The 20,417-nt window shown below is 71.4% G+C and carries 18 protein-coding genes; 9 read left to right on the forward strand and 9 right to left on the reverse strand.

What is annotated here, in order from left to right:
* The 3 genes from VKN16_18855 to VKN16_18865 all read right to left on the reverse strand — a co-directional run.
* Positions 1–1,523: hydantoinase B/oxoprolinase family protein (locus VKN16_18855; protein HME96273.1), on the reverse strand; the 1,523-nt coding region annotated here is incomplete at its 3' end.
* Entirely contained in the window at positions 1,520–3,613 is a 2,094-nt protein-coding gene (locus VKN16_18860) for a hydantoinase/oxoprolinase family protein (protein HME96274.1), read from the reverse strand. The genes VKN16_18855 and VKN16_18860, both read right to left, overlap by 4 nt.
* 13 nt (positions 3,614–3,626) lie before the next feature.
* Entirely contained in the window at positions 3,627–5,174 is a 1,548-nt protein-coding gene (locus tag VKN16_18865; protein ID HME96275.1) for an ABC transporter substrate-binding protein, read from the reverse strand.
* 198 nt (positions 5,175–5,372) lie between these two features.
* Here VKN16_18865 and VKN16_18870 point away from each other — a divergent pair, with 198 nt between their 5' ends.
* Positions 5,373–5,621 carry a hypothetical protein gene (locus tag VKN16_18870; protein ID HME96276.1) on the forward strand — a complete coding sequence of 83 codons (249 nt, stop codon included), beginning with the start codon at positions 5,373–5,375 and terminating at the stop codon, positions 5,619–5,621.
* Between the two features lie 60 nt (positions 5,622–5,681).
* Here the strand turns inward: VKN16_18870 and VKN16_18875 are convergent, their stop codons facing one another.
* Positions 5,682–6,587 (reverse strand): cyclase family protein, encoded by a 906-nt coding sequence (locus VKN16_18875; GenBank protein HME96277.1) that lies wholly within the window; start codon positions 6,585–6,587, stop codon positions 5,682–5,684.
* A gap of 135 nt (positions 6,588–6,722) precedes the next feature.
* Here VKN16_18875 and VKN16_18880 point away from each other — a divergent pair, with 135 nt between their 5' ends.
* From VKN16_18880 to VKN16_18910, 7 genes are all read left to right on the forward strand, one after another.
* Complete coding sequence (locus VKN16_18880) at positions 6,723–7,220, forward strand: phosphoglycerate mutase family protein (protein ID HME96278.1); 498 nt, start codon at positions 6,723–6,725, stop codon at positions 7,218–7,220.
* A gap of 197 nt (positions 7,221–7,417) precedes the next feature.
* Positions 7,418–8,341, forward strand: a complete 924-nt coding sequence (locus VKN16_18885) for a hypothetical protein (protein ID HME96279.1) — start codon at positions 7,418–7,420, stop codon at positions 8,339–8,341.
* Complete coding sequence (gene ppk1, locus VKN16_18890) at positions 8,328–10,406, forward strand: polyphosphate kinase 1 (protein HME96280.1); 2,079 nt, start codon at positions 8,328–8,330, stop codon at positions 10,404–10,406. The genes VKN16_18885 and ppk1 overlap by 14 nt, the downstream gene beginning before the upstream one ends.
* 109 nt (positions 10,407–10,515) lie before the next feature.
* Positions 10,516–11,730 (forward strand): acyl-CoA dehydrogenase family protein, encoded by a 1,215-nt coding sequence (locus VKN16_18895; protein HME96281.1) that lies wholly within the window; start codon positions 10,516–10,518, stop codon positions 11,728–11,730.
* The gene (locus tag VKN16_18900) at positions 11,727–12,860 is read left to right on the forward strand and encodes an acyl-CoA dehydrogenase family protein (protein HME96282.1); all 1,134 of its coding nucleotides are present in this window, start codon (positions 11,727–11,729) and stop codon (positions 12,858–12,860) included. Before VKN16_18895 ends, VKN16_18900 begins: the two co-directional genes overlap by 4 nt.
* A complete protein-coding gene (locus VKN16_18905) occupies positions 12,857–14,005 on the forward strand; it encodes a CoA transferase (GenBank protein HME96283.1) in 1,149 nt (382 codons plus the stop codon). Before VKN16_18900 ends, VKN16_18905 begins: the two co-directional genes overlap by 4 nt.
* A gap of 5 nt (positions 14,006–14,010) precedes the next feature.
* Positions 14,011–14,838, forward strand: coding sequence for an enoyl-CoA hydratase-related protein (locus VKN16_18910; GenBank protein HME96284.1), 828 nt, complete (start codon positions 14,011–14,013; stop codon positions 14,836–14,838).
* Between the two features lie 99 nt (positions 14,839–14,937).
* Here VKN16_18910 and VKN16_18915 read toward each other — a convergent pair whose 3' ends face one another.
* The 4 genes from VKN16_18915 to VKN16_18930 are packed head-to-tail and all read right to left on the reverse strand — an operon-like array spanning position 14,938 to position 17,975.
* The gene (locus tag VKN16_18915) at positions 14,938–15,789 is read right to left on the reverse strand and encodes a TauD/TfdA family dioxygenase (GenBank protein ID HME96285.1); all 852 of its coding nucleotides are present in this window, start codon (positions 15,787–15,789) and stop codon (positions 14,938–14,940) included.
* A gap of 10 nt (positions 15,790–15,799) precedes the next feature.
* Positions 15,800–16,720, reverse strand: a complete 921-nt coding sequence (locus tag VKN16_18920; GenBank protein ID HME96286.1) for an aldo/keto reductase — start codon at positions 16,718–16,720, stop codon at positions 15,800–15,802.
* Between the two features lie 16 nt (positions 16,721–16,736).
* Entirely contained in the window at positions 16,737–17,249 is a 513-nt protein-coding gene (locus tag VKN16_18925) for a hypothetical protein (protein HME96287.1), read from the reverse strand.
* Positions 17,250–17,975 carry an intradiol ring-cleavage dioxygenase gene (locus VKN16_18930; GenBank protein ID HME96288.1) on the reverse strand — a complete coding sequence of 242 codons (726 nt, stop codon included), beginning with the start codon at positions 17,973–17,975 and terminating at the stop codon, positions 17,250–17,252.
* Positions 17,976–18,060: 85 nt separating this feature from the next.
* Here VKN16_18930 and VKN16_18935 point away from each other — a divergent pair, with 85 nt between their 5' ends.
* Complete coding sequence (locus VKN16_18935) at positions 18,061–18,924, forward strand: VOC family protein (GenBank protein HME96289.1); 864 nt, start codon at positions 18,061–18,063, stop codon at positions 18,922–18,924.
* A 114-nt stretch (positions 18,925–19,038) separates the two neighbouring features.
* Here the strand turns inward: VKN16_18935 and trpS are convergent, their stop codons facing one another.
* Positions 19,039–20,040 (reverse strand): tryptophan--tRNA ligase, encoded by a 1,002-nt coding sequence (gene trpS / locus VKN16_18940; protein ID HME96290.1) that lies wholly within the window; start codon positions 20,038–20,040, stop codon positions 19,039–19,041.
* Between the last annotated feature and the right edge of the window lie 377 nt (positions 20,041–20,417).

Genomic DNA, 20,417 nt, shown 5'->3' on the forward strand with positions numbered 1-20,417 from the left:
AGCACGCGGTCGCCGCGCTCGAGCACGTGCTGGCGCCGGTGATCGATCGCATGGCCGTTGATCCGGATCGCCCCGAGGCCGCCCGCGCCGCCGCCGGCGAGCCCCGGCGCGGGGAAGCGGGTGCGCTCGGCCATGAAGCTGATGACGATGGGACGTCGAGACTCGCTCTCGATCAGCATGTCCTGCCCGAGCCCGCCCCGGAAGCGGCCGCGCCCGCCGGAGCCGGGGCGCATGCGCTTGTAGTGGAAGAAGAGCGGGCTGTTGCGCTCGGCCACCTCGACCGGCGTGCTCGAGATGTTGCTGGGCCACGAGAGCACGTGCTCGCCGTCCTTGCCCGCGGTCGCGCCCATGCCGCCGTTGAAGAACAGCACCGTGGTGTAGGGCCGGCCGTCGTCGCGCACGCCGGACTGCGCGACCGCCCAGAGCGGCGACCCGGCCGCCGCGGCCACCCGGTCGGGGATCACCTGGTGCAGCGCGCCCAGGATGAGGATCGGCACGTAGTGGCCAGTCTGGGCGCGGCTCACCACCGCGGCCGGGAACTTGGGGTTCAGCAGGCAGCCCTCGGGCGCCTGCACCGTCACCGGCCGGTACATGCCCTCGTTGTTGGGGAGCCCGGGCAGCAGCGCGCAGCGCACCGCATAGGCCGTCATGGCGTAGGTGTAGGCCAGCACGCAGTTGATCGCGCGCGGCTGGGCCGGCGAGGTACCGGTGAAGTCGGCGACGATCTCGTCGCCCCGCACGGTGAGCGCGACGCGGAAGCGGTACGGCGCCTCGAAGCCGTCGGTCTCGATGCCGAAGCGATAGGTGCCGTCGGGAACGGCCTGGATCGCGCTCCGCATCGCGCGCTCGGAGCGGGAGAAGAGCTCGTCGGCCAGGCCCTCGAGCGTGTCGAGCCCGTACTCCGCCATGAGCCGCCGCACCCGGTTCTCCATCAGCTCGTTGGCGCTCACCTGCGCCCAGATGTCGCCGACGGTCTGGTCGGGCGTCCGCACGTTGGCGCGCAGCAGGGCGAGCAGGGTCTCGTCCACCTGCCCCGCCCGGATCAGGTGGGTGAGCGGGATGTGGAAGCCCTCCTCGAACAGCTCGCGCGCCTCGATGGCGCGGATGCGGCCGCCGATGTCGGGCATGTGCGCCGTGGTGGACGAGAAGGCCACCAGCCGCGGCGGGGCGCCCTCCTTCTGCAGGAAGATCGGCTTCACCAGACAGACGTCGCTCATGTGCCCGGTGCCCTGCCACGGATCGTTGGTGATGAGCACGTCGCCCGGGCGCATGTGCTCCTGCCCGATGCCGGCGAGGAAGTGCCGCACGGTGGCGGGCAGCGTGCCGATGAACGACGGGATGCTCCCCGAGTTCTGGGCCAGCGCGAACCCGCGCGCGTCGGTGAGCACGCAGGCGAAGTCGTTGGCTTCGTTGGAGAGCGTGGAGAACGAGGTGCGCACGATCGCCTTCGCAGCCTCGTCGACCACCGAGATGATCCGGGTCCACAGCACCTCGAGCGTGATCGCGTCGAATTGCGCCGTCATGGCCGCCCCAGCGTCATCACCATGTTCCCGCTCTCGGCCACGCGCGCGGTGGCGCCCGGCCCCACCACCAGCGTCGAGCCCTCCTCCTCCACGACCGCCGGCCCGTCCACCTCGTCGCCGATGCCGAGCCGGTACCGATCGTACACCGCGGTCTCCACCCAGCCGTCGGCGCCCGGGAAGTACGCGCGCCGCGTCCCCTTCAGCGCGGCGCGCGCACCGCCGCCGCGATGGCCCTCGAGCACCACCTCGCTGCCCGATACCGGCGCCCGCACCGCGACGCGGATATTGATGAACTCCACCGGCACGCCCGGCGGGGTGAGCGCGAACTTGTCGCGGTACGCGGTCTCGAACGCGCCGCGCAGCGCGGCCCGCCCCCGCTCGCTTTCCTCGTACGGCCCCGGAGGTAGCGGTACGACGAGATCGAAGCCCTGCCCCAGGAACCGGCCGTCGGCCAGCCGCTGCACGGTGGCGCTCTCGAGCTTGAGCCCGGTGTCGGCCATCACCGCGCGCGCTTCGTCCTCGAGCCGCGCGAATGCGGCCTCGAGCGCGGCGATGCTGCCCCGGTCGAGCCGGATGCCCACCGTCGCGACCCGGTCCACGCGCGCCGGCGCCACCAGCAGGCCGAGCGCGGAGGCCACCCCTGCCGACGGCGGGCAGATGACGCGCCCGATGCCGAGCTTGCCGGCGACCGACCAGGCGTGCACCGGGCCCGCGCCGCCGGTGCACAGCAGCGCGTAGTCGCGCGGATCGCGGCCTCGCTCCGCGATGTGCACGCGCGCCGCGCCCGCCATGCTCTCGTTGACGATGTCGTGGATGCCCCACGCGACCTTGGTGGACTCGAGCCCGAGCCGGCGCGACAGCCCCTCCACCGCGGCCAGCACCGCCGGCATGTCCACCGCCACCTCGCCGCCCGCGAAGTAGTCCGGGTTCAGATAGCCGAGCAGGAAGTCGGCGTCGGTCACGGTGGGCTCGCGGCCCCCCAGGCCGTAGGCGGCCGGCCCGGGATGCGAGCCCGCGCTGCGCGGTCCGACCTTGAGCAGCCCGATCTCGTCCACCGCCGCGATGCTGCCGCCGCCCGCGCCGATCTCGATCAGCTCGATGGTGGAGATGCGGATCGGCAGCCCGCTGCCCTCGATGAAGCGCCGCTGCCGCGCCGCCTCGAAGGAATAGGCGGTGAGCGGCTCACCGCCGTCGACCAGCGACAGCTTGGCGGTGGTCCCGCCCATGTCGAAGGCGAGCACCCGACCGGTGCAGTCCGGCTGGCCGAAGAACGCGGCCGCGATGGCTCCGGCGGCCGGGCCCGATTCGAGCATCTGCACCGGCACCCGCTGCGCCTCCTGCACGTGGGTGAGCCCGCCGCTCGACAGCATCAGCAAGAGCGGCGACGGGATCCCCAGCTCCGATACCCGTCGGGCCATCAGCGCGAGGTACTTCTGGGCGAGCGGCTTGATGTAGGCGTTGGCCGCGGTCGTGGAGGCGCGCTCGTACTCGCGGATCTCGGGGGCCACCTCGTGCGAGGCGGTCACCGCGATGCCGGGATGGCGCTTCGCGATCAGCCGCGCCGCCTCCGCTTCGTGGCGCGGGTTGGCGTAGGCGTGGAGGAAGACCACCGCGATGGCCTCGACCCCCGCCTTCGCGAGCGCGGCGGCGCGCGCCGCGAGCATCCGCGCGTCGAGCCGGCGGGCGACGCGGCCGTCGGCCCGCGTGCGCTCGGTCACCTCGAGGCGCAGGTGGCGCGGCACCAGCGGCTCCGGCCTGGCGATGGCCAGGTCGTACAGCTCGTACTTGCGCTCGCGGCCGATCTCGAGCGTATCGGCGAAGCCGGCGGTGGTGATGAGCCCGGTCACCGCCCCCTGGCGCTCGATCAGCGCGTTGGTGAAGAGCGTGGTGGCGTGGACGGTCCGGGAGACCGCGGCCGGATCGACGCGCGCCTGGGTCAGCAGCCCCGCGACGCCCGCCGCCACCGCGCGCGCCGGGTCGTCGTGCGTGGTGAGAACTTTACGACTGAAGCGGCTGCCTCCCTCGTGGTCGTAGACCACGAGGTCGGTGAAGGTGCCGCCGATGTCGATGCCGAGGGAGTACTGGGCCATCGCGCGAGCGCCGTCACCGCGCCTTGAGCTTGAGGTCCTCCGCGGGCGCCGAGTACGAGAACCCGGGAATGAGGCCGGCCCCGCCCTCGGCCACCCGAGGCCCGACGCCGCAGATGAACGCCAGCTCGTAGATCGGCACGTTGATCGTCTTCTCGACCAGGAGCTTCTGGATCTGGCCGAGCAGCGCCTCGCGCTTCTTCGCATCGAGCTCGCGACCCTGCCGCGCGTAGAGCTCGTCGATCTCGGGCAGGCTTCCGTAGGCGTAGATGCCGTTCGTGGTCGCGTAGGGCTCGATCTTGGTGGCCGCGTTGCCGAAGGCCGCGCTGATGACCAGGATCACCCCGTGCAGCTTCTTCTCGCGCCACGCCGAGAAGTAGGCCGCGCGCTCCATGGTTCGCGTGGCGGTGCGGATGCCCACCGCCTGCAGGTAGCCCTGGATCGCCTCGCCCATGGAGTTGTACGGAGGGAACGGATAGAAGTTGCCGCCGTCGAAGCCGTTGGGATACCCGGCGTCGGCCAGCAGCTTCCTGGCCCGCGCCGGATCGTACGCGGGCGGTTCGAAGTGGACCGCGTACTGGAAGATGCGCGGCACGATGCTCCCGGTCAGCCGCGAGAAGCCGAGCGTCTCGGCCTGGTTCACCGCCTGGCGGTCGATGGCCAGGCTCGCGGCCTGGCGCACCCGCGCGTCGTGCCAGGGTGACTTCGGATCCCACTGCTCGGGCAATTCGAGCCAGAACGCCCCCGAGAGCAGCGGCGCCTTCAGGGTCAAGCCGGGGGTCTTGCGGATCGCGTCCGCGGTCGGCCCGGTGAGCAGGTACACGATGTCGACCTCGCCGTTGCGCAGGGCGGCCGCGCGCGTCGTCTCCTCCGGCATCGAGCGCATGACCAGCCGCTTCACCGAGGGCGCCTTGCGCCAGTAGCCGTCGAAGGCCTCCATCACGATCTCGACGCCCGGCTTGAACGACACCACCTTGTAGGGGCCGGCGCCGATCGGCGCGGTCTTGAACCCGTCCTCGCCGACCTGCTGCACGTACTTCTTGGGGACGATCCAGGCCGCGCCGGAGGCGGTCGTGCCGTAGAAGGTCATGAAGTCGGGCCACGGCTCCTTCAGCACGAAGCGGACCTGCGTCGGCCCCAGCACCTGCACCTCCTTGACCTTGTCCTTGAGGAGCGTGGCGCTGGCGCCCTTGTAGCGGTCCCAGGAGAATTTCACGTCCTCGGCGGTGACCGGCTCGCCGTTGTGGAAGCGCACGTTCTTGCGCAGCGTGAACGTGTAGGTCAGGTGGTCCTTCGACTCCTGCCACGACTCGGCCAGGCTCGGCGTGTTGAGCCCGCCGGGCATCGGCTTCACGAGGGCATCGTGGACCGCGTACAGCACCATGAACGGGGTGCTGAACGCCTCCGTCTCCGCCGGATCGAGCCACTTGGCGGCGAGGGTCACGTGCAGGCCCCAGCGCATCTCGCCCTCGGCGGCCGAGGCGGGCGAATTGGAGATCAGCGCGACGATGGTGACGACGGCGAGCAGCAGCGAACCGAGCGCGCGCGAGCAGAGGGTGGTCATGGCGAGAACCGTAGGGCCCGCAGTAGCAAACGTCAAGAGGATCCGCGGTGGTCGTGACCGAGGCCGGGGATCGCCTCCTCCCCGCACGACAGCATGTAGGCCCACACGTGCTGCAGCGACGCGAACTCGGCCATCCTCAAGTGGCTCCACGGCAAGGACCAGTTCGGCAAGTGGTTCGCGATCGAGAACGGCTACAGCGTGGGCGCCACCACCATGTGGGAGAACCACCCGATGTGGAGCACGGTGGACGACGCGCTCAAGCCCTTCCGGGTGGCCGCGCGCGGCTCGCGCATGATCGGGTTCGCGGGTCCCTCGAACGCCAAGGCCACCGAGGTCTACAGCAAGTACATCATCACCGACATCTTCGCCAAGGCCGTGCAGGGCATGTCCCCCGAGGACGCGGTGAAGTGGGGTGAAAGCGAGCTGAAGAAGGTCTACGAGGGCTGATCGGCGCCCGCCGTCGGCGCCCCGCTCGGATAGTCCCGAGCGGGTGCGCCGGGCAAGCTTTCAGAAGATCGCGAGCGGGTGTGCCGGCGCGCCGGTGGCGCCGACGAGGCGCAGCGGCGTCGCGGTGAACAGGAACTCGTTGCGTCCCTCCTCGGCGCAGGCCTTCGCCAGGCGCTCGGGATCCGAGTTGTCGATGAGGGCCAGGCCGAGGAACGGGATGGCCAGATGGGCGGACATGCCGAAACCGGGGTAGCGGCTGGGGCGCTCGTCCATCATGTCCCACGAGATGCCCGCGATGTCCTTCGCCCGGAACCACTCGAGGCAGGAGAGATGCAGGCCCGGGTGCTCCGAGATGCGGGGCTTCCAGTCGGGATTGTCCTGCCGGAACTTCTCGTCGCCGCTGCGCACGACCACCACGTCGCCCGGCTCCACCCGGACGCCCGCGCGCCGCTCGGCCTCGTCCAGCTCCCGAGGGGTCACCGGGTGGCCCACCGTGACGTAGCCCTCCTTCCGCCCGGCCGCGATGTCGAGGAAGACGCCTCGGGTCGTAATACCCCGTTCGAAGATCGGATCGATCGGGCACCAGAGCGCGCCGTCGGTGGTGAGGCTCTCCGCGAACGGGCGGCCGTTGTACAGCTCGCCGTCCCATCCGACGTGGCAGAGCGCATCCACGTGGGTGATCCAGAACCCGTGGTAGACCATGTCGAAGCGGTCGAGCACCACGTCGACCCGCTCGCGCTTGGACGGAAACGTCATGTGGTACATGTACACGGGGCGCGGGATCACGTCGCGCGCCAGCGAGACGGTGCGCCCCTTCTTGATCAGCCGCTGGGCCTGGGCCTGCTTGGCCGGGGTGATCAGGTTCACGGTGCCGAGCTGGTCGTCGTGGCCCCAGCGGCCCCAGTTGTTCAGCTCCTTGAAGTACCCCTCGACGCGGTCACGGGTGGGCAGCGCGGCATCAGCCATCGCACGAATCCTTTCTCGGTTCTGGGGCGCGACGTGGCCTCTCGGGGAGGAGGCGGTGGAGCGTCATGGCGGAGCAAACGGTAGCACGGCACGACTGCTTGGAGAATGCGTCGACGCCGTGGTAATCGGGAAGCGATGAAGGTCCTGCTCGTGCGTCACGCGCCCGCGGTGCGCAATGGCACCGGCGGCGTTCGCGACCACGACCGGCCCCTCACCCGGCGTGGCCGCCAGCGGTTCCGGCTCGCCGCGCGCGGGCTCGCCCGCATCGCCGGGCGCCCCGACGTCCTCCTGACCAGCCCGCTGACCCGGGCGCGTGAGACCGCCGACATCGCGGCCCGGGCCTTCAGGCGGGTGACGCCCCGGATCGAGCCTGCGCTCGGGCAGGACGACGTCGACGTCCTGGTCACCACGCTCAAGCGGTTTCGCGCCGACGCGACGGTCGCCCTGGTCGGGCACGAGCCGACGCTGTCGGGCCTGCTGGCCCACCTCATCGGGATGCACCAGGGGGACGACCGCTTCGCCTTCAAGAAGGGCGGCGCGGCCCTCGTGAGCCTGCCGGAGGGCCCGTCCATGCCGGGGCAGCTATTGTGGTTCGTAAAGCCGCGGATTCTCAGATATATCGGCTCCAGATAAGCCGAACCTCCCGGCCCGACCGGGCCCCGTGGTACCCTTAGGACCCCTTCCCGGGGCTGCCCAAGACCGGCCACGCGACTGACCAGACCGCAGGGGCGGTCCGGCCCGTGTCCGCCGGCTTGGCGGCACGCATACGAGGTGCTGAGCCCGTGTCACGGACGAATGGAAACCGAGCGGACGGGCGTGCGCCCGACCTCGTGGCCATCGTCGACCTGGGCTCCGCCGCCGTCCGGTTCCTCCTGGCCCAGATCCGGCCGACCTCCGGCTATCGCATCCTCGCCCAGGAGCGCGTTCCGACCCGCCTGGGCGGCGGCGCCCCCGGCACTCTCCCCCGCGCCGCCATCGACCGGACGCTCCGTGCCGTACACCGCTTCTTCAAGCGCTACTCCCCTCACGCCCAGGGGCCGCGCATCGTGGCCATCGCGACCTCGGCGGTGCGGGACGCGCGCAACCGGGAGCGCCTGCTGGATCCGCTGCGGCGCCGCGAGGGTATCGAGGTCCAGGTGCTGAGCGGGCGAGACGAGGCGCGCTTCGGAGTGGTGGCCGCGCTGGAGAGCCTGTCTTTCGCCCGGGGAGTGGTGGCGGATCTCGGCGGCGCCAGCCTGCAGCTCAGCCGCGTGCGCCACGGCCGGGTGATCTCGACGGGGAGTGTGCCGCTGGGGGCGGTGCGCACCACCGAGCAGTTCCTCAAGCACGATCCGCCGACGCCGCGTGAGCTGCGCGCGCTGCGGGCCGAGATCCGTGCCCACCTGGCCGCCGCGCTGCCCTCCGCCGAGCGCGGTGAGGTGCTGGTGGGGCTGGGCGGCACGGTGCGCACGCTCGCCAGCATCCACCTGCGCGCGAACCCGGGGGAGCGCAAGCACCGGCAGGGGCTCGTGCTCCAGCAGTCCGACGTCACCGCGATCCGCGAGCGGTTCGAGGCGCTCTCCTCGCGTCAGCGCCGCCGGATCCGCGGGCTGAAGGGCGAGCGCGCCGACATCATCCTGGCCGGCGCGATGGTGATCGAGGACGTGATGATCAGCGGCGGCTATCTCAACCTGGTGGTGTGCACGCGCGGGGTGCGGGACGGCGTGCTGCTTCACGAGACGTCCAGGAAAAGGAACGCCTATGGGCTCCGATAAGTTCGTCAACCGGGAGCTGTCGTGGCTCGAATTCAACCGGCGCGTCCTCGAGGAGGCGCAGGACCCGAGCGTGCCGCTCCTGGAGCGCCTGAAGTTCCTGTCGATCTTCAGCTCGAACCTCGACGAGTTCTTCATGGTGCGGGTGGCCGCCCTGAAGCGGCGCATCCGCGAGGGCGAGCAGACGCCGACTCCGGACGGCCTCACCCCGGCGGCCGCCATGGCCGCGGTCTCGGCCCGCGTGCACGCGCTGGTCGAGCTGCAGCACCGCACGTTCCTGCAGGACCTCCAGCCGCCGCTCGCCGCGGAAGGCGTGCTGCTGCTGCGGCCCAAGGAGATCACCGAGGAGCAGCGGCGCTTCCTCGACGAGTACTTCCGCCGCACGCTCCTGCCCGTGGTCACCCCGCTCGCGGTCGACCCGGGCCATCCATTCCCGTACCTGGGCAACCGCTCGCTCTGCCTGATCGCCTCGATGCGGCCGACCGCGCCGTCCGTCTTCCCGCACAGCCGCCTCTCGATCATCCACATCCCGAGCCAGGCCCTGCCCCGCTTCATCGCCCTGCCGGAGGGCGAGGGCCGACGCGCCTTCATGCTGCTCGAGGACGTGGTGCGGCTGCACCTGCCGAGCATCTACCACGGCTACGAGATCCTCTCGAGCCACGCGATCCGGGTGACCCGGGACGCCGACCTGCCCGAGCCGTCCACGCGCACCACCGATGTGCTGAGCGGCATCGAGCGGAGCCTGCGCGAGCGCCGGCTGGGCGACGCGGTGCGGCTGCAGCACGACGGCGATCTGCCCGCCGACATCCTGACGCTGCTGCTCGACGAGCTGGAGCTGCAGGCCGACGACGTCTACGAGGGCGCGGGCTTCGCCGCCTTCTCGGACCTGATGCAGCTCTACACCGCGCTCGACATCCCGCGGCTCAAGGACCCCCAGCAGCCGCCGCGTCCGGTGGCGGAGCTGGAGAGCACCTCCGACGTGTGGGGCGCCATCCGCGCGCAGGACATCCTGGTCCACCACCCGTACGAGAGCTTCGACAGCGTGATCCGGTTCGTGCGCGAGGCGGCGACCGATCCGCGGGTGCTCGCCATCAAGATGACCCTCTACCGGGTGAGCCCGGCCTCCCCCATCGCGCACGCGCTGCAAACCGCGGTGGAGAACGGCAAGGAGGTGGCGGTCCTCGTCGAGCTGCAGGCCCGCTTCGACGAGGAGGCGAACATCCGCTGGGCCCGGGCGCTGGAAGAGGTGGGCGCCCACGTGGTGTACGGCTTCCCCGGGTTCAAGACCCACTGCAAGGCGTGCCTGGTGGTGCGCCAGGAGTCGGACGGGATCCGGCGCTACTGCCACCTCGCCACCGGCAACTACAACGTGCGGACCGCCGGCATCTACACCGACATCGGCTTCTTCACGAGCCGGCAATCGTTCGGCGAGGACCTCACCCAGCTCTTCAATCTCCTCACCGGCTACTCGCGGCCGACCCGCTTCCACCACCTGATCCTCGCCCCGAGCGCGATGCGCGACGCCTTCGTGGAGCGCATCCGGCGCGAGGCCGAGCACGCGCGGACCGGGCGCCCGGCGCGGATCATCGGCAAGATGAACGCGCTGGTGGACCGCAGCGTGATCGAGGAGCTGTACGAGGCCAGCGCGGCCGGCGTGCGGATCGACCTGATCGTGCGGGGCATCTGCTGCCTGCGCCCCGAGGTCCCCGGCCTCTCCGAGAACATTCGCGTGATCTCGATCGTGGACCGCTACCTCGAGCACTCGCGCATCTACTATTTCGAGAACGCGGAGCATCCCGAGTACCTGCTCGCCTCCGCGGACTGGATGACCCGCAACCTCGACCGGCGCGTCGAGGTGGCCTTCCCGGTCCTGGACCCGAGCCTGCACCGGCAGATCCGCGAGATCCTCGAGACGCAGCTGGCCGACACCGTGAAGGCGCGCCGCATCCTCGCCGACGGCACCTCGGAGCGCGTCCGGCCGGTGGGCCGGCCCGCCCTGCGCTCGCAGGAGCGCCTCTACGAGATCACCGGCGCCGGCCGGCCGGGAGCCGACGAAGCCGACTGCTGATCCCCTCGCGCGGGCGCGCGGTTGACCGCCCTCCGGGTGCGTGCTAGAACCGGGGCACCGCGGCACGACATCCCAGGACCGGCCTGGCCCACCCGAGGAGGCCCCCGCCATGGATCTCAACTACACCGCCGAGGACGTTGCGTTCCGCAAGCAGGTCCGCTCCTGGCTCGAGCAGAACATGCCGCGTCAGATCCGAGACCTCGACGAGCGCAAGGCCTGGCACCGGCGGCTCTACGAGGCCGGCTACCTGGGCATGGGCTGGCCGAAGGAGTACGGCGGCCAGGGCGCGCGGCCGATGGAGCAGGCCATCGTGGCCGACGAGATGGCGCGCGCGGGCGCGCCGGCGCCGACCAACAGCCTGGGCGTGGGCATCGTCGGCCCCACCATCGTGGTGCACGGCACCGACGCCCAGAAGCGGCGCTATCTCCGCAAGATCCTCACCGCCGAGGAGATGTGGTGCCAGCTCTACTCCGAGCCCAACGCGGGCAGCGACCTCGCCGCGCTCCGCACCGCCGCCGAGGACCGGGGCGACCACTTCCTGGTGAACGGCCAGAAGATCTGGACCAGCGGCGGCGCGGTGGCCGACTGGGGCCTGCTGCTGGCCCGTACCGATCCCGCCGTCCCGAAGCACAAGGGCATCAGCTGCTTCCTGATGAACATGCGCCAGCCCGGCGTCGACGTGCGCCCGCTCAAGCAGATCACCGGCTCGTCGGAGTTCTGCGAGGTCTTCATGACCAACGCGCGTGTCGAGAAGGAGAACATGATCGGCCGCCTGGGCGAGGGCTGGGGCATCGCGCAGACCACGCTCGGCTACGAGCGCGGCGGGCGCGCGCTGGCCCGCATCACCACCTACGCGTCGCAGTACCGGACGCTCATGGACGCGGCCCGGCGGCTGAAGCGCAACGGCCGGCCGATCCTGGACGACGCGGTGACCCGCCAGAAGCTCGGGCGCATCTGGGCCGATCTGGAGGTCGAGCGCTACGGGGCGCTGCGCACGCTCACCATGCTGGAGCGCGGCGAGCACCCCGGCGCGGGCGGCTCGCTGACCAAGCTCTCCTACTCCGAGTTCGAGAAGCGCTTCCTGGAGCTGGCCGAGGAGATCCTCGGACCCTACGGGCAGCTCACCGACGGCGTGCCGCCGGAGTTTCGTCTCGAAGTCGACACCGCGGTGGGCGATCACGGGACCTGGGCGTACGCGTTCCTGTGGTCGCGCGCCGGCACCATCTACGCCGGATCGTCGGAGATCCAGAAGAACGTCATCGGCGAGCGCATCCTGGGACTCCCGAAGGAATCCCGCGCCGACCGCGTCGGAGGCATTCGATGAACTTCTCGTTCAGCGAGGATCAGGTCCTGCTCCGCAACTCCGTCCGCGCGGCGCTGGACGAGCAGTGCGCCCCCGCCCACGTGCGCGCCATGGCCGACGACGCCCGGGGCTACTCCGAGGCGCTGTGGAGCGAGATGGCCAAGCTCGGCTGGCTCGGCCTGCCCTTCGCGGAGGAGCAGGGCGGTGCCGGCCTCGGGCTGGTCGAGCTGGCGCTCGTGCTCGAGGAGATGGGCCGCGCCGCATATCCGGGCCCGTACTTCGCCAGCGTGGTGCTGGGCGGCCTCGGCATCCAGCTGGGCGGCAGCGCGGCCCAGCAGGAGCGGTGGCTGCCCGCGATCGCCTCGGGGCAGGCGCGCGCGAGCGCGGCCCTGCTCGAGGACGCGCTCGACTGGGATCCCGCCTCCACCACCGCCACCGCCACGAAGGTCGGCGACGGCTGGCGGCTCTCCGGGCTCAAGCGCTTCGTGCCGTGGGCCCACGTGGCCGACGTGGTGCTGGTCCCGGCCCGGGCGCCCGAAGGTGTCTCCCTGTTCCTGGTGGATCCGCGCGCGGCCGGCGTCACGCTCACGCCCATGATCGGCATCGACCTGAGCAACCGCTGGTCGGAGATGCGCCTCGATGGCGTGGCGGTGCCCACCGACGCGCTGATGGGCCGCGCCGGCGACGCGGGCGGCCTCCTGGATGCGCTCCTGCGCCGGGCCGCGGTGGGCGCCTCCGCGGAGATGCTGGGGGCGGCGCGCCGGTGCCTCGACATGAGCGTGGGCTACGTGAAGGTGCGCGAGCAGTTCGGCCAGCTCATCGGCTCCTTCCAGGCCATCCGGCATCGCTGCGCCGAGATGCTGATGGAGGTGGAGAACTGCCACTCCGCGGTCTACTACGCGGCCTGGGCGCTCACCGCCGGCGCGGGCGACGCGGCCGCCGCCGCGTCCATCTGCAAGTCCTACGTGAGCGAGGCGGCCCGCAAGGTCTGCGGCGACGCGATCCAGGTGCACGGCGGCATCGGTTTCACCTGGGAGTACGATCTGCACCTCTACTTCAAGCGCGCCAAGGCGCTCGAGCCCCTCTATGGCGACGCCGCCCACCACCGCGAGCAGATCGTCCGGGGTCAGGTCTTGCATTCCGACAAATGACCGCTCCGCTCGGGGGCATCCGCGTCGTCGATCTGACGTCGTACATCGCCGGCTCCTACGGGGCCATGATGCTGGCCGACCTGGGTGCCGACGTCATCAAGGTGGAGGCCATCGAGGGCGACTCGTTCCGGGAGCTGCCCGGCTTCTACGGCTGGAATCGCGGCAAGCGCTCGCTCGCGCTGAACCTGAAGGACCCGGACGGCTGCGCCGTCGTCCACCGCCTCGCCAAGGACGCCGACGTGGTGATGGAGAACATGCGTCCCGGCGTGGTCGAGCGGCTCGGCGTCGACTACGAAACCTTGCGGGCCCTGAACCCGCGGATCATCTACTCCACCGTCACCGCGTTCGGCTCCGACGGCCCCTACAAGGAGCGTCCGGGCTTCGATCCGCTGCTCCAGGCGATGGGCGGCCTCATGGCCCTGCAGGGCTTCGGCGGGCCGCCCCAGTACCTGCGCATCGCGCCCACCGACTACTACTGCGCGGCGCTGGCCTGCCAGGCGGTGCTGGCCGCGCTCTTCGTGCGCGAGCGCACCGGGCGCGGCCAGCGCGTGCAGACCTCGCTGCTGCAGGCGGTGCTCGCGCTGCAGTCGGGCAGCGTGGTGGACTACCCGGGCCGCGAGGTCGTGCTCCGCGAGACCCCGACCTACCGTCTCTACCAGGGAGGCGACGGCGAGTGGTTCTTCCTCGCGGTCGGCAACCAGTCGTTCTGGATGAAGCTCTGCAAGGTGATCGGCCGGGAGGACCTCGCCCGCGATCCGCGCTTCGGCTCCTGGCTCTCGCGCCGCGACCACGCCGACGCGCTGATGCCGCTGCTCGAGGAGGCGTTCGGCTCCCGGCCGGCCGCGGAGTGGGTCGAGATCCTGACCGCGAGCGATATCCCGGCCGCGCTCACCCGGACGCTGCAGCAGTTCATGCGGGACCCCGCGGTGCAGCACCACCAGATGACCGTCACCTACGATCACCCGGAGCTGGGAGCCCTCACCTTGATGGGCCAGCCGCTCCGCTTCTCCGAGACGCAGGCCCCCGACGCGGGCCCGCCCCCGACCCTCGGCCAGCACACCAACGAGGTCCTGCGTCAGGCGGGGTACGCCGCCCACGAGATCGCCGACCTCCGACGCCGCGGTGTCGTCGCCGGCAAGGACTGAGATCCATGACGGACAAACCGATCGACACACGCACCGGGGGGCTCACTGCCGCCACGTACGAGGCCATCCGCTACGAGCAGACCGACGGGGTCGCCACCGTCACGCTGTCGCGGCCCGAGGTGCACAACGCGATGAATCAGGCGATGCGCCGCGAGCTGCTGGAGGTGTTCACCCACCTCCGCACCGACGACGGCGTGCGCGCGGTGGTGGTGCAGGGCGCCGGCGAGAAGGCCTTCTCGGCCGGGGCCGACATCCGCGAGTTCCTGGAGCCGCCGGTGGTCACCCAGTTCCGCGAGGCGCGACGGCGGGTCGACTTCCGCCGCGAGATGGAGCGGTGTCCCCAGGCGATCATCGCGGCCATCCGCGGCTACGCGTTCGGCGGCGGGCTCGAGCTGGCCCTGGCCTGCGACATCCGCGTCGCCGCGGAGGACGCGCAGCTCGGGCTCACCGAGGTCAATCTCGCGATCATTCCGGGCGGCGGCGGGACGCAGCGGCTTCCGCGGCTGGTCGGGCGCGGCAAGGCGCTCGAGATGATCCTCACCGGCATGCGCATCCCCGCCGCGGAGGCGCTGCGCATCGGGCTGGTCGAGCGTGTGGTGCCGGTGGCCGAGCTGCCGTCGGCGGCGCAGGCGCTGGCCCGCACCATCGCCGACAAGGCGCCGGTGGCGATGCGCTACGCGAAGGAGGCGGTGGTGGGTGGGCTCGGCCTGCCGCTCGACGACGGCATCCGCCTCGAGAACGACCTGGCCACCCTGCTGCGCACCACCGAGGACCGCGTCGAGGGCGCGAAGGCCTTCGTCGAGAAGCGCAAGCCCCGCTGGACCGGCCGCTAGATCGGGGTCAGGTCTTGCATTACGACATTTTCGTGGCGCGCGACGAGACACCTCGCGCGGCGAAAATGTCGTAATGCAAGACCTGACCCCGGCCCGCCATCAGCGCGGGGTGTCGCCGGCGAGGGTTACGCGGTGCATGAGGCGCTTGAAGCCGGCGTAGTCGTTGACCGCATTGTGCTGGGCGCAGCGGTTGTCCCAGAACGCGATCGAGCCCGGCTGCCACTGGAAGCGGTAGCATAGCTCGGGTCGCACCTGGTGCTGGAACAGGTAGTCGAGTAGCGGCCGGCTCTCCTCCTCGGTCCATCCCTTGAAGTGCGCGGTGTGCCCGTGGTTGACGTAGAGCGCCTTGCCTCCGGTCTCGGGATGCGTGCGCACCACCGGGTGCTCGCTGGTGAGCGCCTTCATCTCGACGCCGGCGGCCTTCAGCCGGTCCTCGCGGGTCTTCGACGCATCCGCCTTGGTCGAGCTGTTGACCCCGATCAGCCCGTCGAGCGTCCGGCGCAGCCCGTCGGAGAGCATCTCGTACGCGGCGTACTGGTTGGCGAAGATCGTGTCGCCGCCGTACGGCGGCAGCTCGACCGCGTAGAGCATGCTCGCCATCGGCGGCTGCGTCAGGTAGGTCGTGTCGGAGTGCCACACCCCGCCGAAGTTGATCGTCTCGTGGGCCAGCTTGAGCACCGGCGTGATCAGCGGGCACTCGGGCAGGCCCTTCAATTGCGGGTACTCCATCGGCTCGCCGAATCGCCGCGCGAAGGCCAGCTGCGCCGGCGGCGTCAGCTTCTGATCGCGGAAGAACACCACCAGGTGATCGAGGAAGGCCTGGCGGATCTCCGCGATGACCGCGTCGTCGAGCGCGGCCGCCACGTTGACCCCGCGGATCTCCGCGCCGAGCGATCCGCCGACCGGCTGCACCTCGATGTGGCGATACGTCCGACCCTCGTTCCGGGGCATCGCTCACCTCCTACAGCGACCGGTAGTACTCGGCCATCTTCCGCCGCATCGCCGCGTCGGGCAGCGGGCCCGACAGCGCCCCCAGGTTGTCGGCCACGTGGCGGGGATTGCGCGTCCCCGGGATCACGCAGGTGATCGCGGGCTGGGCGAGCGTCCACTTGAGGAAGTAGTCGGCCCAGGTCTCGCAGCCCGCCTCCCGCGCCCATTCCGGCACCGGGCGGTCCTTCACCCGGGTGAAGACCGCGCCCTCCGCGAAGGGACGGTTGACGATGACCGCGGTCCGGCTCTCCTCGGCGACGCCGAGGAGCCGGCGCTCGGCGTCCGGCTCGGCCATGGAATAGTTGACCTGCACGAAATCGATCTGGCCCGGCTTGATGAGCCGCTCCAGCTCGCCGTGTGAGCCGTTGTGGTAGTGGGTGATGCCGATGTAGCGGATGCGCCCGGCCTCCTTCCAGTCCCGGAGCGTCACCAGATGCGTCTGCACGTCCACCAGATTGTGCACCTGCATGAGATCCAGGCGCTCGACCCCGAGCTTCTGCATCGACTGCTTCATCTGCTTGACGCCGGCCTGCTTGCCGCTGGTCCAGACCTTCGTGGCCAGGAACAGCTTGCCGGACAGTCCCAGCTCGGCGATGAACTGTCCGGTGACCGCCTCGGAGGAGCCGTACATCGGCGAGGAGTCGATCATCCGCCCGCCCATCTCGGCGAACGTCTTGAGCGTCTCGCGCGCCTGACCGAGCTCCCGCGGGTTGTTCGCCACGTCGAAGACCTGCCAGGTGCCGAGACCGATCGCGGGCAGCGGCTCGCCCGTCTTGGGGATGCGCCGCACGAGCTTGCCCTTGCCCTGCGCCGACGACTCGGCCGGCATCAGCGTGGCCCCGGCGAGCGCCGCCGCCGCCGTGAGGAACTCCCGTCGCGTTCGCGCACTCACGCCCTCCCCTCCGCGCTCAGGTCCGTGCCCTCGGGATAGCGGCTCGACAGCTCGCGACGGCGTCACCGCTCGGCGCGACCGACTCCCCGCGCGCGATGAAGGCGAACCGATGGGCCGAGCTCCACGCGTCGTCGAAGCCCTCGAGGCCCAGCTCCCGCCTCCCCGCGTTGGACCAGAGACACAGCACGTCGCGCCGGCCGAAGTAGCCCACCCACGGATCGTGCAGGAACACGACGGGATGCTCGCCCTGCACCGCCGGGTGCTCCGCGCCGAAGTGCAGCGCGTCCTCGTACGACGGCCGCTCGAGACCGAGCCGTGCCGCCTCGGCCAGGACCTCGCCGGCGGTGACCGGCCGATCGAAGGCCAGCAGCACCACGTCGCCCGGCCGCGCGCCCGCGGCGGAGCGCAGTGGAAAGTTCTCGGAGGTCACGCACGAGTGCGCGTATCCGTAGCCGCCGGCCTCGACGAGGTCCTCGGTCGAGCCGACGCGAGCCCTCGTCAGCCGGTAGCGGGACACGGGCGCCGCCATCTAGGCCGTCTCGAGCGCGAGATCGAACGACGCCGCGTAGCCCGGCGCGGCGGGCGTCACCGCCAGCATGAGCTGGGCGCCCGCCTGCCGAAAGATGCCGTCGCGGGCGTTGACCACGCGGCGCTGGCCGCGCGCCGCGTACGGCGCCTGCGCGAACACCCGGTCGCTGAGCGCGTCGTCGAAGAAGACCTGCGAGGTGAAGTCGTGCACGCGGCCGCCGGACGCCGCCGCTCGGACCTTGAAGTGGATGTGCACGGCGCGGCCCGGATACCAGCCGGGATAGATGGTGGTGAACCGTGCGAGCCCTTCGCCGTCGGTCAGCTGGTATCCACGCAGGAACTTCTTGCCCACGGTGCTGCCCCCGGGATCGACGACGTCGGAATACACGCCGGCCGCATCGCAGTGCCAGAGATCCACCATCGCCCCGGGCAGCGGCGCGCACGCGCCCGCGGCCAGCCGCGACACCCGCAGCGTCAGCCGGAGCGGAGCGCCCGGTCGGGCGGTGCCGTCGCCGGGATCGGAGCGAATGTCCGAGCGGTTGAGCTTGGCGTCCACGAAGTACGGCCCCTCGGTCAGCGCCGGGCGCGCGATGCAGGTCGCCGGCGCGGCGGCCGACGCGGGCCGCCAGGGCCCGGCGGCCAGGGCGGCCACGCCCCCGGCGCCGAGGAGGGCCAGCGCCTCGCGGCGCGTCAGCAGCCGGCCGACCGGACGGTCGTCGTCGTGCATGGCGGCGTCTAGCATACCTTGACGCGTCGGACGAGGCCGGGGCAGTATCGCGCCGATGGCCACCGCCACCACGGGCTCCCCGCCGATCATCCGGGCGCTCGATCACGTGGTCATCGCGGTGCGGAGCCTCGACACCGCGGTCGCGGCCTACCAGACCCTGCTCGGCCGCGCGCCGGCCTGGCGCGCCGAAGCCCACGGCGGCGGCGCCACCGTGGTCAGCTTCGCGCTCGGCAACGTGACGGTGGAGCTGATGGCGCCCGCGGGCGGCGGCGAGGGGGCGGCGCGGCTGCGCGCAGTGCTCGACGCGCAGGGCGACGGCCTCGCGAGCCTGGCCTTCGCCACCGCCGACCTCGAGCGCGCGCATCGCCGCCTGGCGCGCCTGGGCCTCGAGCCCGAGCCGATCGCCGGGGGCGAGAGCGTCGACGCGGCCACCGGCGGTCGCCGCCGCTTCCGACGCACGCGCGCCGCGACCACGCGGACGCACGGCGTGCGCCTCTTCCTCATGGAGCAGGCGCCGCTGCCGCGCTCGCCCGCCCTCGTCGCCGAGCCCTCGGCGGTGGCCGGCCTCGATCACGTGGTGATCCGGACGCCGGATCCGGAGCGGGCCACCGCCCTCTACGGAGCGCGCCTCGGCCTCGACATGCGCCTGGACCGTGCCAATCCCGCGTGGGGGACGCGCCTGCTCTTCTTCCGCTGCGGCGATCTGATCGTGGAAGTCGCGCACGATCTGGCCGCCGGCGTGGGCAGCGGTCCGGATCGGCTGTGGGGACTCTCCTGGCGCGTGCCCGACGCCCAGGCGACGCGGGAACGGCTCCAGGCCGCCGGGCTCGACGCGTCGGAGGTGCGCCGCGGCCGCAAGCCAGGCACGCACGTGCTGACGCTGCGGGACGGCACCTGCGGCGTGCCCACGTTGCTGCTGCAGCCGAGCCCGGCGCGCGACGACGTCTAGACGCAGCGTGCCGGGTGGGTCCGCCGGACTCGCCGCGACGCTGTGTCCGGCAGGGCGTCGATGAGACGGCCGGTGATGGTCCCTCGGCGGACACCCTCGGCCGTTCTCCTTCTGTCAGCTGTGGAACCGGTCGAGATACCCCAGGTCGAGAGCGTCGCGGACCAGGGCCATCGTGGTCCTCGCCTCCCGGCGGGCGCGCTCGGTGCCGGCGGCCAGCGCGTCGCGCACTCGTCCCATGCGGGCCGCGAAGCGCGCGCGCCGCTCGCGGATCGGATCGAGGAACGTGTTCAGCGCCGCCGCGAGCTTGGCCTTGACCTCGACGTCGCTCACCGCGCCGCGACGGTAACGCTCCTCGAGCTCGGCCACCTCGGCCCGATCGGGGTTGAAGACGGTGTGGTAGAGGAACACGGGGTTGCCCTCGACGTGGCCCGGGTCGGTGGCCCGCAGTCGCGTGGGATCCGTGTACATCGAGCGCACCTTCTCGGTCACGACCTCGGGCGGGTCCTTGAGATAGATGGCATTGCTCAGCGACTTGCTCATCTTCGCCTGCCCGTCGGTGCCGACCAGCCGGGGCACCCGCCCCACCAGGCCTTCCGGCTCCGGAAACACGTCCTTGAATTGCCGGTTGAAGCGCCGCGCCACCTCCCGGGTCAGCTCGATGTGCGGTAGCTGGTCCTCGCCGACCGGGACCAGGTGGGCGCGCGGCAACAGGATGTTCGCGACCTGCATGACCGGATAGGTGAAGAAGGCCACCGGCACCGACTTCCGGCCGAAGTCCTCCATCTCCGCCTTCAAGGTCGGATTCCGCTGCAGCATGCCCAGCGGCAGGAACCAGCTCAGCCACAGGGCGAGCTCGGCGTGCTCCGGGATCAGGCTTTCGATCACGAAGGCGCTGCGCTCCGGATCGAGGCCCACCGCCAGCCAGTCGAGCGCCACCTCCCAGACCGCCTCGCGCACCCGCGGGAGGTCGTCGGCGTAGTCAGAAACCTGGTAGTCGGCGATGAGGAAGTGGCAGTCGTAGTCGGCCTGAAGCTTCACCCAGCTCTCGAGCGCGCCCGCGTAGTGACCAAGGTGCAGCGGCCCGGTCGGCCGGATGCCGGTCAGGATCCGCTGCATGCCCGGGCGACCTCGTCGATATGTCGATGATCGGTGCCGCCGCCGGCGCCCATCACCCCTCCTTTCCCGTGTCGTCGGTCTTCGCGCCGCCGTCGTCGCGGGCCACTGCGCATTCTCGACGCATCGTACCATCGCGGGCCTCGGGCCGGCGGAACGGCCCATCTCGACTCGCCCGCAATAGGGCCTTGGTCCCATCCGCCGCCTCGACACGCGCACGGGGCGGCCACCCCGTCGAGACCTCGCTATACTCCGTACGCGATGTGGATCGGAGGACGATTCCGCTGGTGGCACGCCGCGTTGCTCACCGTGCTGGGCCTGGTGGCCGTCGCGTTCGTGGCATCGTGGGCGATCGTGCGGCTCTACGGTCCGACGTTCAC

The sequence above is a fragment of the Candidatus Methylomirabilota bacterium genome (assembly GCA_035315345.1).
Taxonomy (GTDB): Bacteria; Methylomirabilota; Methylomirabilia; order Rokubacteriales; family CSP1-6; genus CAMLFJ01.